The sequence below is a fragment of the Deinococcus gobiensis I-0 genome (assembly GCF_000252445.1).
Classification (GTDB): Bacteria; Deinococcota; Deinococci; order Deinococcales; family Deinococcaceae; genus Deinococcus; species Deinococcus gobiensis.
The window spans coordinates 1,933,921-1,945,666 of the sequence record NC_017790.1; the positions used below are offsets into that span (position 1 = coordinate 1,933,921).

The following is an 11,746-nucleotide window of genomic DNA, read 5'->3' on the forward strand; positions in this document are numbered from 1 at the left end:
GTCTCCGGAAGTGCGCCGGCATAGACGGGCGGGCCGTGTTAGCCTCACGGGGCAGGTTTCTCCGTCCCGTCCAGTGGCGCACGCGCCCCTTCCGTGAGGTGGTATGACCCGACCCGCCCAGCAGGCCACACCCCAGCCCGCCCAGCAGCGCGCGCCGACCTCGGCTGCCCGGAACGCCGCCCAGGGCCCCGGCGCCCAGCAGGCAGGCCCCGTGTCGGCCGAGGTGACCCGCAACGCCGCCTTCATCGGGGCGCACCTGAGAGACCCGGCAACCATCGCCGCAAAACTTGCCGAGCTGCTGCGCGCCCACCGGACCTTCCGGCCGACCGGGCGCCTGACCGACGAACTCGCTCGCCAGGGCCTCCTGATGAATCTGGGGGCGGGCAGCCGGGCCGCCGCCAACACCGGCTCCTCGCTGCTGCTGGGCGACGAGGCGGTCTCCGACCTCACGCAGGGCACGTCGCGCCGGCTCTCGACCACACACACGACTGTCACGCCGACCTTTGGCGGCGCGCAGGTCACGTCCACCACCGGCCTGGAGCAGTACGACACGGCCGGGGGCGGCTTCGAACTGCTGCTCGGGTTTCTCAAGGCCATTCCGGCAGGCACGCGGCCGGCGGTCGTCTCGGCCTACGAGGCCGCGCAGCACAAGAGCCTCTCAGCGGCGCTGGGCGAGTCGGTGCGCGATACGGAGAAGCGCGAGACCCTGCTGCGGCTGCTGCCCGCGCCCTTCAGCGACGCGCAGCTCACCCTCGACGGCTTTCTGGAACAGCTCGCCGTGGGCCTGAGCTACAGCGACCAGACCGCCGAGGAACTGAACGGCGCGGCGACTGAGGAGCGCCGGGGCAGCCACCCGGGGGCGCTGCTCTCGCATTTCGGCTACCGCGCCGGCGAGCTCGTGCTGGGGCGCTGGGGCTTCCAGATGCGGGTCTTTCATCCCCTGCCCGGCCGGGCGAAGTGGCCGCACCCGGTCGCCGCCTTCCGGGGCACCGAGGGCGTGAAGTACGACCCTTCCGGCGAGGGGTCGGCCACGGAGGCGCGGGCGAAGGGCAAGAACGTGGGGCAGGCGCGCCACGAGGGCATGGAGGGCACGCAGGACACCCTCATCGGCGACTTCGCCCCGGCCGAGGTCGGGTGGCTGCAGTACCGGCCCAACGCCGAACTGATCCGCACCAACCTCGCGGCGGCCCTGAAGGGCGGGCGGGTGTACGCCACCGGCCACAGCCTGGGCGGGGCTCTGGCGCAGATCGCGACGGCCCTGCAACCGCAGTACGTCGCGCAGGTCGTGACCTTCCAGGCCGCCAACATCGACCGCGCGACGGTGCAGAAGCTCGCGGCCTACAACGCCGGTCCCGGCAAGGCCGCCCCCATCGCCGCCCGGCACTACCGCGTGGACGGCGACGTGGTGCCCACCGCTGGGGAAGCCGCTCTGCCCGGCCAGATCGCCTATTTCGACCGCGTGAGCCGCCCGCAGGGCACCCAGACCCGCTTCGGCAACACGACCGCCGAGAACGCCAGCGCCGGCCACGTGACCCCCGCCCTGACGACCTACCTGCGCGGCGGGGCGGCGGGTCAGAACGCGGACCTGAAGTTCCTGGCCGAGAACGGCCTGCGCGACGAGGCGACCCGGCCCCTCAAGGGCGCGCGCGAGGTGCGCAGCGTGTTCGGGGGCAGCTACCCGGTGGCGCGCGACCCCCGGCATGTCCTCGAAGGCCAGCGCGACCTCGCCGCGCGGGCGATCCGGACGCTGCCGGCCGGCCTGTTCGACAAGGGGGCCAAGGGCAGCGACAACGCCTACGCCGAGGTGTTCTACCAGAACATCGTCCTGAATACCCTGATGGCCAGGGTCGAGGCGCTGGCCCGCGACCAGGGGCGGTTCCGGGACTTCCGGAGCTTCCAGGCGGCGGCGACGGCCGTCATCGAGCAGAGCGGGCGCCTGAGCCTCCAGCCCTCGGACCTGGAGATGGCCAAGACCCTGGGCCTGGACACCTTCGAGAACGACTACTCGGCGCCCGTGTTCGGCGGCACGATGGGGGTGCCGGTCGTCTCCAAGAAGTACACCCCCTTCGGCGAGTACAAGGCCAGCGGCGTGCCGATCTCGCCGGGGGTGCGCGACACGATGCGCGCCCGGCTGCCCACCGTCTGGAAGTCCTGGCGGCCCGAATGAACCTTCCCTGCCGCGCCCTGCTGCTGCTCGCCGCCCTGGGGTCCTGCGCGGGCACGCCGAGGTCCGCCTCCATGAAAGACACTGCGAAGAAAGACTCCTTGAGCGCTGTCACGGCCTACAATCGCCAGATTCTCGACCTGTTCACCGGCCCGGCCTTCCGGGAACTCGACTGCGACGCCCTGTACGGGCCAGGGATGGCCCGGCGCGGCGTCCACTGTTTCGTCTCGACCCTGAAACGCGAGGAACTGACCGCCCGGATCTCCAGGGGTGTGGCCTCCTTCGCCGAGGGGGCCGAGTGGGCCGAGAACTATGGGCAGTTCGACCGCTTCTACCGCCTGAGCCGGAACCCCGCCTACAGCTTCAGCTTCGGCGTGTCGCGGGTCGCCTACAAGGACCTGATCTACCGTGACCAGCCGGGCGTCTGGGGCCACTTCGAGTCGGACGTGATCTACAGTCCCATCGCCCGGGAGACGAAATAACCCTGTCTATCCCCGCCTGTCTCCTACCCTGGCTCCTGTGCGCAGCTGTCACCTGGGCCGCAGCGACTCCGGGCCGGGCAACTCTCCGCAACCACGACAAGACCATTATGCAGACGCTCGGAGCGAAAGAGTTTAAGGAGATTGACTGCGACACCTTCTACGGTGAGGGCATGAGCAACACGGGGGCGCGCTGTTTCGTCTCGGTCCTCAAGCGTGAGGAGGTCGTGGCGCGGCTCTCGGCGGCCGTCAAACCCTTCGTGGGAAGTGGGGCGTGGGTCGAGGATTACGGGCAATACCACCGCAGTTTCCGCCTGAGCGCGGCCCCCGAGTACGCCTTCGGCTTCGGGGTCTCGCGGGTGGCCTACAGCCCGGACACGTTCAGGGCTTATCCCGAGATCTGGGGCCGCTACGAGTCGAACATCGTTTATAGCCCCATCGTTCGCGAGGATCGCTGACAGTGGTCTTCCACTCCGCCAAAAACAGTACCCCCTTCAGCTCCACTGCACACCGCTGTTGTCACGGGTTCTCACTCCACTCGGATCACGGAAGTCGCGGCAAGACCCGCAACTTTCGTGACCACCGCTGTCAGCCCCGGCAAAGGTGCATCCACCGCTTTTCGGCGCGCCAGGACGGCCTTCTCATCCGAAAGTCGGGTGTGAATCTCATGGAGACTTCCTAAAATCCGGCCATGAGTTTCGTCCGCAAGCCCCGGCCCTACTCGTCGGGACTGCCCAACCTGCCGACCCTGCCTGTCAGCGCGCCGAAGCCCGAGCGCGAGAAGCGGGCGGGTAAGAGTCGCCCCGGCCCCCGGCCCGACGCCCGCCCCCGCGCGCCCAGATCGGCCTGGGCGACGGCCGTCACAGCCCTGGCGGTGCTGGGCACCGTGACGATCCTCCTGGTGGGCGTCTCGGGACTGGCGACACAGCTGTGGCAGGCCGCGCAGTTCCGATCGGCGGCGGTGGGCGTGGCGGACGTGGTGCGTTGAGCCGCGCCGCGCAGGGGGGCACGTGAAGCTCTGGCGGCGCCTGAACCCGTGGCCGCGCACCCCCTTCGTCACGCGGCCCGCCCCCTGGACCTGGCAGCGCGTGCTGCGCGCGGGACTGGCGACGGTCGGGGTGTTGACCCTGGGCACGATGGCGCTGGGCCTGGGCGGCGCGGCCTACAGCGGCGCGTGGGCGCGGGCCTGGAACCTGCGCGCCGAGTTGCAGCCCATCGAGGTGCAGGACCGCCGGGGCGCGCCGCTGGGCGTCATCGACCACTGCCGCGAGGGCGGGGCCGCCAACGCCGTGCCCTGCCGCGAGTCGCTGAGCGTGCCGCTGACCGGCGTGTCGCGCAGCTTCCTGCTGGCCTACGTGAGCAAGGAGGACGTGCGCTTCTTCTCGCATGTCGGGGTGGACCTGGGCCGGCTGCCCCGCGCGCTGCTGAGCGGCGCGGGCGGCAGCACGATCACCATGCAGCTCCTGAAGAACAGCGTGCTGGCCGGGCACTTCGACTACGACACCGGGCGCCGGGGCGTGGGACTGGTCATGACCCGCAAGGCGACCGAGTTCGTGCTGGCCCCCCTGGTCACGGCGAAGTACGGGCGGCGCGAGATCCTGTCCATGAGCGTGAACAGCCTGCCCTGGCTGGGCATCGGGCAGCGCAAGGGCATCTACGACGCGGCCCGCACGGTGTTCGGGGTGGACCCGGCCGACCTGACGCTGGCCCAGAGCGCCTTTCTGGTGGGGCTGCTGCCCGCGCCGGGGCGCTACCTGGTGGACGGGCAGACCTCGCCCGAAACGGCCACCGCCCGGTTCCGCTGGATGCGCCAGCAACAGCTCCTGACCCTGCGCATCCTGCGCACCCGCGAGCTGATCACGGCGGACCAGTACGCCGAGGCCGCCCAGACCCCGCTGCAACCCCGGCTGTGGCGGGTGGAATACGCGGGTGGCGGCAGCGACCTGCGGGTGGTGTCGGCCACGCGCAATCCCGACTACCGCAACGACCCCGAACCCGTGTGGGCCATGCAGGAACTCGTGCGCCGCGAACTGCGGACGGGCGGCATCGACCCCCGGCGGGTGGGGCGCGTGGTCCTGACGGTCGATGCGGCGGCGCAGGCAGCCCTGACCCGGCGCGTGACCGGCGAGGGCGCGACCGGCGGACGGCCGGCGGGCGTGGCCGAGGGCGCGGCGATCGTGGACGTGCGCGGGGGCGGCATCGTCGCGCTGTCGAGCAGCACGGGCGGCAACGAGAGCAGCCAGCCGGGGCGGCAGTGGGCCGTCAGCGCGCTGCGGCCGGTGGCGAGCACCGTCAAGCCGCTGCTGTACTCGGCCGCCTTCGGGCAGGGCCTCACGCAGCAGAGCACCTTCACCGACGGGCCGACCCGCTACGGCGCGCAGGCCATCCGCAACAACTCGGGCACCTTCCTGGGCCGCGCGGTGACGGTGCGCGAGGCCAACGCCCGCAGCCTGAACACGGTCGCCGTGCAGGTCGGCCTGGGCCGCGAAGCCGAGCTGCGCGCCGTGCTGGGCAGTGTGGGCTACCGCGAGGACACCGCCAACCGCTCTAGCCCCGCGCTGGGCACCTACCGCGCCGCGCCCCTGACGGTGGCCGCCGCCTACGCCAGCTTCGCCAACGGCGGCGAGCTGTGCCGCCCGCACCTGCTGGCCGAGGTCTACGACCGCGCCGGCCGGCCGCTGGCCCTGCCCAGAAGCGGCTGCGAGGCGTTGTGGAGCGCCCCGGTCGCCTACGAAACCTTCGACATGCTGACCGGCGCGGTGAACGACAGTGCCAGCCACGTCCAGTTCCTGCGGCCCACGCTGTGGCAGCGGCTCTCGGGGCGGGGCGTGCCGCTGGGGGCCAAATCGGGCACCACCGACGACGTACGCGACACGTGGTGCGCCGCCGTCACGCCGCAGTACGCCATGGCGGTCTGGATCGGCGACCCGGACGGCAAGGCCAGCGTGCCCACCGACCTCTACCGCGAGCAGACGGCCTGCCGCGAGATCGGGCTGCTGCGCGAGCTGCCGCACGAGGTCCGCGAGCTGAGCGCGCCCGCCGGGATGGTGCGGCGCGGCGGCGCGGCGGTCCCGGCCCCCGGCGTGACCCCGGAGAACCCGGCGCCCCCGCCCGCCCGGACGCCGGCCCTGACTCCCGTGGTGCCCATGTCGGCCGGCAGCGTGGGCACGCCGTGAGGCGGCCCCGCCTCCCCGTCCGGATGACCTTTTCCCTTTCCTGTTCCTTCCTCTGCGGAGCTGACCTATGACCCTGACCCCCCTGCTCGCGGCCCTGTGGCCCCTGCTTCCTGCCCTGGCCCCGGCCCCGGCGAGCGCTTCGGCGCTGCTGGGCCTCTCGACCCCGCCGCTGCATTTCGTGCTGGCCGCCGACATGACCGGCAGCAGCAAGAACCCCGCCTACGGCTACGCCAAACAGGCCGCGCTGCTCTCGCAGAGCCTGCTGCTCAACCAGGTGCGCTCGGGCGACACCGTGACCCTGCTGCGGGTGTGCAGCGGCGTGCAGACGGTCGCGGACTTCCGGTTCGAGTCCAAGAACGGCGCGCGGCTGAGCAAGGCCGACATCCTGCGCTACACCGGCGCGCTGACCCAGCCCTGCACGACGCGCGGCAGCGCCATCACCGCCGCGCTGGCCCAGGCGCGCACCATGACGGCGCGCACGAAGACGGGCGGCGACGTGGTCGTGCTGTTCACCGACGGCGCGGTCCTCGACGATCCGGGACGCGCGGGGCTGGGCCAGACCTTCGCGGGGCTGCTGGGGGCGGGCGGCACGCGCGCCGTGTTTCTCGCGGGCCTCTCGCCCGAGAAGGGCGAAGGCGGCAACTCGGTCCGCGACACCTTCGTCAAGGCGCTGGGGCGCGGCGCGAACGACAGCCGCGTGCTGATGGCCGGAGCCTACGACCTGAACAACGTCTACCCGACCTTCGCCGCCGCCGTGAACAAGGCGAGGAAGTGAAGCCGTGACCCGGCACTCCGGCGAGAGGCCGACGCCGGCGGGCAACGCGGGGGACCAGGGCGCCGGCACCCCCCTTCCCGAAGTCAGGGCGGCGAACGGGGGCGCGGCGGGCGGCGACATCTTTCCGCCCGCCTTCGGCCACGTCTGGCCAGTCGGGGAGACGGCGGAGCCAGGGCAACGCGCGGGCCGGAACGCCGGGCAGGCCCCGGACCCCCCCCCGCCCCGACCGCCAGCGAGCCGCCCCTGATCGACACCGCTTTCGTGCCGGTGCGCGCGGAGGAAACGCAGGTCCCCGACCCCTACGCCTTCGACCCGCGCGACTACGAGGCGGCGCTGCCCCGCCCGGCCCCGCTGGACGCCGAGCAGTTCATGCCGGTGCTGCGCCCACCGCAGTTCGCCGAGCTGCTGGGCGACCTGACCGGGCAACTGCAACTCGTCGGGGACGACGCCACGCGCGCCGCCCTGACCACGCGCGGGCGGCTGCTGCGCCTGAATCTGGAGCAGTACACGGTGAACTTCGAGGTCACGCGCCAGACCCTGACCCGCGTGCTGGCCGAGACCGGCGTGGGCGTGCGCGACGCCTGGACCCGGCAGCAGGAGCACCTGCGCTTCATGAACGCGGCGAGCGGCGGCGTGGAGCGCGATTACGTCACGGCCGGGCGCCAGATCGAGCAGGCGCGGGAGGAACGGTTCGATACCCTGAGCCGCTACGGCGCGCGCCCCGACACCCCGGACGCCGAGGCGCTGTACCAGCAGCTCGCGCTGGGGCAGCTCGCCCAGGAGGGCCAGCCCATCCGCCCGCCCGAGGAAAAGAGCGGCAGCAAGCGGGTCTTCAACGGCTTCGCGGTGTTCAGCAAGTTCTTCGTGGGCGTGATCTCGGGCGTGTCCATCAACCTGCTGTTCAACCCCGAGTCGCGCCTGTACCTGACCCTCATCGCCCTGACGGCCGGCGTGATGTTCAGCGTGCTGCTGCTGTGGCTGGTGGACGAACTGTCGTACCGCGCCAAGGTCGCGCAGTTCACGGCGCGCATGGGGCGGCCCTGGCAGTACGTCACCGGCATCGCCCTGGTCAGCGCGATCTACCTGGGCGTCGAGGGCTTCCTGAACTGGGACGGCATCCTGCGCGTGACCCAGGAGATCGCCGCCAACGCCGCGCAGCAGGGGCAGCTGACCGACCTGAGCGCCGGGGGCGACGCGCCCAGCGTCCCGGCCCACTGGTCGCTGCTGGCCTTCACGCTGGGGCTGGTGTCGATGGCGGTCGGGGCCGCCGTCATCCAGGGCCGCGAGCGCGCCCGCACGGTGCTGGAACGCGAGCGCCTCGCCGCGCGGGTGGCGGCCCTCAAGGCCGGGCAGGAGCACGCCCCGGCCGCCCGCGCCGCCGACCACGTCGCCTACCTCGAAGACGCCCGGGGCCGCCTCGCTCCGCCGCGCGACGTGACCAGCCCCGACCACGCCCGCCTGAACGAGCGGGTGCTGGGCCACTGGGAGCAGGAGCGCGACGCGCAGGTGCAGAACCTCAGCGCCGCCATCGTGCGCGACGCCCGGCAGCTTCAGGACGCCCTGGAGGACTTCGCCGCCCAGGTGCTGGAGGCGCGCTTTCCCAAGCCGAGGCGGGGACTGTTCCGGGGGGCCTAGGCCGGGTCGGGGGGAGAAGGAGACCAGAGGCGTCCTCCTCTCCCCTCTACACCCAGCTGCCGCTGACCTCCCGCACGATCAGGGTGGTGCCCTCGGCAGCCACGATCAGGACGCTCGCACCCGCCGGGGTGTCGGGGCCCCGCGCGCGCCAGTCGCTGTCGCCCACGCGCACGCGGCCCACCCCGTTCACGATGGGCGCGGTGACGGTCACGGTGCGCCCGACGAGGCGGCTGGCTCCGGTGTTCAGGGTGTCGCCGCCCTCGCCGCCCAGGCCCAGACGGCCCACGTAGCGCCGCCCCAGCACCACCGAGGCCACGCAGAACACGGCGAAGAGCAGCACCTGCACCGCCACCGGCAGCGGCAGCACGAACACCACCAGCCCCAGCGCGAAGGCCGCGAGGGCGATCCACACGAAGAACACGCCCGGCGCAGCGACTTCCAGGATCAGGAGCAGGGCGCCCAGCACCCACCAGTGCCAGGGGGCCACGCGCTCCAGGGTCGGCAGCCAGTCCACGGCCCTACCCCTTCTTGCCGCCGAAGGCCTCGCGCGCGACCTCCGCGATGCCCTGGAGGCTGCCCAGGATGCTGGTGGCCTCGATGGGCAGGATCAGGGTCTTCTGGTTGGGCGCGCTCGCCACGTCCTTCAGGGCGTCCACGTAGCGCTGCGCGATGAAGTAGTTCACGGCCTGCACGTTGCCGTTCGCGATCGCCTCGCTGACCACGCGGGTCGCGGTCGCCTCGGCCTCGGCGGCGCGCTCGCGGGCCTCGGCCTCCAGGAAGGCGGCCTGGCGGCGGCCCTCGGCGTTCAGGATCTCGGCCTGCTTCTCGCCCTCGGCCTTGAGGATCGCGGCCTGCCGGAAGCCCTCGGCGTCGAGGATGTTGGCGCGCTTCTCGCGTTCGGCCTTCATCTGGCGGGCCATGCTGGCGACCAGATCGGCCGGCGGCCGGATGTCCTTGACCTCGATGCGCGTGACCTTGACCCCCCACGGCTCGGTCGCCTCGTCCACGACCGAGAGCAGCCGGGCGTTGATCTGGTCGCGGTTCGAGAGCAGCTCGTCGAGGTCCATGCTGCCCATCACCGTGCGGATGTTCGTCATGGTGAGGTTCAGGGTGGCGATTTCGAGATTGCGCACCTCGTAGCTCGCGCGCGCGGCGTCGAGCACCTGATAGAACACCACGCCGTCCACCGTGACGAGGGCGTTGTCGCGGGTAATGACCTCCTGCGAGGGCACGTCGAGCACCTGCTCCATCATGTTGACCTTGCGCCCGATGCGGTCGATGTACGGCACGATGATGTTCAGGCCCGGCTTGAGGGTACGCTGGAATTTGCCGAAGCGTTCCTGGGTCCACTGGTAGCCCTGCGGCACGCTCTTGACCCCGGCGAACAGCGTGACGAGCACGAGCACGAGCAAGACGACGACGAAAATGACGAATCCCATAGGCGGTGGCCTCCTGTCTCTACCGGTACGCGGCGGTCAGCAGGGAGGTTCCCGGCCTGTCCGGGGGCCGTCCGGTCAGTCCAGCGTGATGTGCTCCAGCAGCGAGATCACCGTGCCGTGCGCGACCACCTCCTGCGGGTTGGCGCGCATGACGGCGTTCACCGCACGCCGGAAACGGGCGTGGGCGCCCCCGGCACCCTCCTCGCCCGAGACGACCTCGCCTGGGCGGGCAGGGCGCGCAGCGCAGCCTGAAAGTCGGCCGGGGCGGTGCGAAAGGGCGCGGTGTACCGCAGTTGCTCGTGCAGCCCGAGCATGGGCCGCCAGCGTATCCAGACCGGCGAGCGCGTCCGGAGCCAGCGCCCACTCGTGCGCGGGGACGCCGGGCACGGTGACGGGGGCGGCCATGCCTGACGAGGTGCAGGATACGGGGTAGGCGGCAGCCTAGGGTCCGGCAGCGGGCCGCAGCCGCAGCAAATGCCGACAAGTCGGCCCACCGCAGGCCCCGCCCGCCCTACACTCCCGAACGATGCCTGCGCCGCCGCTGCTCGACCTGCAAGACGTGACCGTGATCGCCGGGGGCCGGGAGCTGCTCTCGGGCGTGACCCTGACCCTGGAGGGCGGCGAGGCCCTGCGGCTCTCGGGCCCCAACGGCGGCGGCAAGACCACGCTGCTGCGGCTGCTCGCGGGCGAGGTGGCGCCGGTGTCGGGCACGCGCACCTACGGTCTGGGGGGCGAAACCACCCGGTCGGCAGTGCGGGCGCGGCGGCGGCTGCATCTGGTGGGCCCCGACGCCGAGGCTTTTTACCTCACGCGCGACTGGGCACAGACGGTCGCGGACGTGCTGCTCGCCGGGTACGAGGGCGACCTGCTGCGCCACTGGGACCCCGGCGAGGCCGCCCGGGCGCGGCTGAGCGAGGTGGCGGCCCTGTGCGGCCTGGAGGCGCTGCTGGAGCGGGACGTGCGGACCCTCTCGCACGGGCAGCGCCGGCGCACCATGCTGGGCCGCGCGCTCATGCCCCGGCCCGAACTGCTGCTCCTCGACGAATTTACCGACGGCCTGAGCGGCGCGGCGCGCGAGGAGCTGGGCGCGGCGCTGCGGGCCGTCCATGCGGGCGGCACCGCCGTCGTCCTGGCGACCCACCGCCCCGAGGAGGCCCCCGACCTGCCCTGGCGCTCCGCAGAGGTGCGTGGCGGGCGCATCGTGGGTCCGGCGGATGGGGCAGCGTGCCGGTGCCCGGCGGCCGGAACCTCCTCCCCCCTGCCCCGCCCGCCGGGCACCGGCACGCTGGTCGCGCTGGAACGCGCCGAGGTCTGGCGCAACGGCCGGCGCGCCCTCGGGCCGCTGAGCTGGCGCTGGGAGGCCGGGCAGCACTGGCTGGTGACCGGCGAGAACGGCAGCGGCAAGAGCACCCTGACCCGCCTGATCGCCGGCGAGCTGCACCCGGCCCTGGGCGGCCACGTCATGCGGCCGTACCTCGGGCGCGACCTGCTGGAGACGCGGCGACGCACCGTCGGGCTGGTCGGGGCCGAGGTCGGCATCCGGCAGCGCGCCGGGGGGCCAGGGGCGGGCCTGGACCGGGCGCGACGTGATCGGCAGCGCACTGGGGGGCACCGAGGGCTTCGCGCCCGAGCTGAGCGCCGCGCAGTGGAGCGCGGTGGACGCCCTGGCCGCCCGCCTCGACCTGGGCGGGCTGCTGGCCCGGGACGCCGAGACACTCTCGCAGGGACAGCTGCGGCGGCTGCTGCTCGCGCGCGCGGTGGTCCACCGCCCCCGCCTGCTGCTGCTCGACGAGGGCCTGGACTTCGTGGACGCGGCGAGCCGAGCACGGTTCCTGGAGCTGTTGCCGGACCTCGTGCGCGGCGGCACGCACCTGCTGGTCGTCGCCCACCGCGACACCGACGTGCTGCCGGGCCTGACCCACCACCTGCACCTGGAGGGCGGCCGGGCGACCCGCAGCGGCCCCCTGCTCCCGGATTCGGCCCCGGTCCCGCTGTCCTGCCGGTAGGCCGCGCCCCACCCCGCCTTCCCCAGCCTCACATCGTCAGACTCGCCTCACCCTTCGGCCCTACCCTGGGGC

Annotated in this window: 11 protein-coding genes and 1 pseudogene; 9 read left to right on the plus strand and 3 right to left on the minus strand. The window is 72.7% G+C overall.

The genetic code is table 11. The annotated features are described in order from the left end of the window. The first annotated feature begins 103 nt into the window (after nucleotides 1-103). The 7 genes from DGO_RS09075 (at nucleotide 104) to DGO_RS09105 (ending at nucleotide 8,229) form a co-directional block, all read left to right on the plus strand. Nucleotides 104-2,167 carry a lipase family protein gene (locus tag DGO_RS09075; protein ID WP_014685202.1) on the plus strand — a complete coding sequence of 688 codons (2,064 nt, stop codon included), beginning with the start codon at nucleotides 104-106 and terminating at the stop codon, nucleotides 2,165-2,167. Continuing rightward, nucleotides 2,164-2,646 (plus strand): hypothetical protein, encoded by a 483-nt coding sequence (locus DGO_RS09080; protein WP_014685203.1) that lies wholly within the window; start codon nucleotides 2,164-2,166, stop codon nucleotides 2,644-2,646. Before DGO_RS09075 ends, DGO_RS09080 begins: the two co-directional genes overlap by 4 nt. Before the next feature lie 170 nt (nucleotides 2,647-2,816). Beyond that, on the plus strand, nucleotides 2,817-3,101 hold the full coding sequence (locus DGO_RS09085) for a hypothetical protein (RefSeq protein WP_145975283.1): 285 nt from the start codon (nucleotides 2,817-2,819) through the stop codon (nucleotides 3,099-3,101). 233 nt (nucleotides 3,102-3,334) lie between these two features. After that, a complete protein-coding gene (locus tag DGO_RS09090; protein WP_014685205.1) occupies nucleotides 3,335-3,631 on the plus strand; it encodes a hypothetical protein in 297 nt (98 codons plus the stop codon). A gap of 22 nt (nucleotides 3,632-3,653) precedes the next feature. Further along, nucleotides 3,654-5,819, plus strand: a complete 2,166-nt coding sequence (locus DGO_RS09095) for a transglycosylase domain-containing protein (protein WP_014685206.1) — start codon at nucleotides 3,654-3,656, stop codon at nucleotides 5,817-5,819. 67 nt (nucleotides 5,820-5,886) lie between these two features. Beyond that, nucleotides 5,887-6,594: a VWA domain-containing protein gene (locus DGO_RS09100; protein WP_050920755.1), complete on the plus strand. Its 708-nt coding sequence runs from the start codon at nucleotides 5,887-5,889 to the stop codon at nucleotides 6,592-6,594. 261 nt (nucleotides 6,595-6,855) lie between these two features. Continuing rightward, nucleotides 6,856-8,229: a hypothetical protein gene (locus DGO_RS09105; protein ID WP_050920756.1), complete on the plus strand. Its 1,374-nt coding sequence runs from the start codon at nucleotides 6,856-6,858 to the stop codon at nucleotides 8,227-8,229. Between the two features lie 46 nt (nucleotides 8,230-8,275). On the opposite strand, the gene DGO_RS09110 is transcribed toward DGO_RS09105, so the two are convergent. The 3 genes from DGO_RS09110 to DGO_RS23215 form a co-directional block, all read right to left on the minus strand. Beyond that, on the minus strand, nucleotides 8,276-8,743 hold the full coding sequence (locus tag DGO_RS09110) for an NfeD family protein (RefSeq protein WP_014685209.1): 468 nt from the start codon (nucleotides 8,741-8,743) through the stop codon (nucleotides 8,276-8,278). A 4-nt stretch (nucleotides 8,744-8,747) separates the two neighbouring features. Further along, nucleotides 8,748-9,668, minus strand: coding sequence for an SPFH domain-containing protein (locus DGO_RS09115; protein ID WP_043801813.1), 921 nt, complete (start codon nucleotides 9,666-9,668; stop codon nucleotides 8,748-8,750). Between the two features lie 75 nt (nucleotides 9,669-9,743). Then, nucleotides 9,744-10,073, minus strand: coding sequence for a hypothetical protein (locus DGO_RS23215; RefSeq protein ID WP_014685211.1), 330 nt, complete (start codon nucleotides 10,071-10,073; stop codon nucleotides 9,744-9,746). 121 nt (nucleotides 10,074-10,194) lie between these two features. On the opposite strand from DGO_RS23215, the pseudogene DGO_RS24245 reads away from it, so the two are divergent. Both DGO_RS24245 and DGO_RS24250 read left to right on the plus strand, forming a co-directional pair. Further along, nucleotides 10,195-11,130 (plus strand): annotated as a pseudogene (locus DGO_RS24245) (ATP-binding cassette domain-containing protein); the annotation flags it as partial. A 193-nt stretch (nucleotides 11,131-11,323) separates the two neighbouring features. Continuing rightward, complete coding sequence (locus DGO_RS24250; protein WP_226991501.1) at nucleotides 11,324-11,674, plus strand: ATP-binding cassette domain-containing protein; 351 nt, start codon at nucleotides 11,324-11,326, stop codon at nucleotides 11,672-11,674. The last annotated feature ends 72 nt before the right edge of the window (nucleotides 11,675-11,746 follow it).

What these genes read in the sequence shown, in the direction of transcription:
- DGO_RS09115 (WP_043801813.1), bottom strand. Translation starts at nt 9,668, where the DNA reads ATGGGATTCGTCATTTTCGTCGTCGTCTTGCTCGTGCTCGTGCTCGTC.
- DGO_RS09090 (WP_014685205.1), top strand. Translation starts at nt 3,335, where the DNA reads ATGAGTTTCGTCCGCAAGCCCCGGCCCTACTCGTCGGGACTGCCCAAC.
- DGO_RS23215 (WP_014685211.1), bottom strand. Translation starts at nt 10,073, where the DNA reads ATGGCCGCCCCCGTCACCGTGCCCGGCGTCCCCGCGCACGAGTGGGCG.
- DGO_RS09080 (WP_014685203.1), top strand. Translation starts at nt 2,164, where the DNA reads ATGAACCTTCCCTGCCGCGCCCTGCTGCTGCTCGCCGCCCTGGGGTCC.
- DGO_RS09075 (WP_014685202.1), top strand. Translation starts at nt 104, where the DNA reads ATGACCCGACCCGCCCAGCAGGCCACACCCCAGCCCGCCCAGCAGCGC.
- DGO_RS09085 (WP_145975283.1), top strand. Translation starts at nt 2,817, where the DNA reads ATGAGCAACACGGGGGCGCGCTGTTTCGTCTCGGTCCTCAAGCGTGAG.
- DGO_RS09100 (WP_050920755.1), top strand. Translation starts at nt 5,887, where the DNA reads ATGACCCTGACCCCCCTGCTCGCGGCCCTGTGGCCCCTGCTTCCTGCC.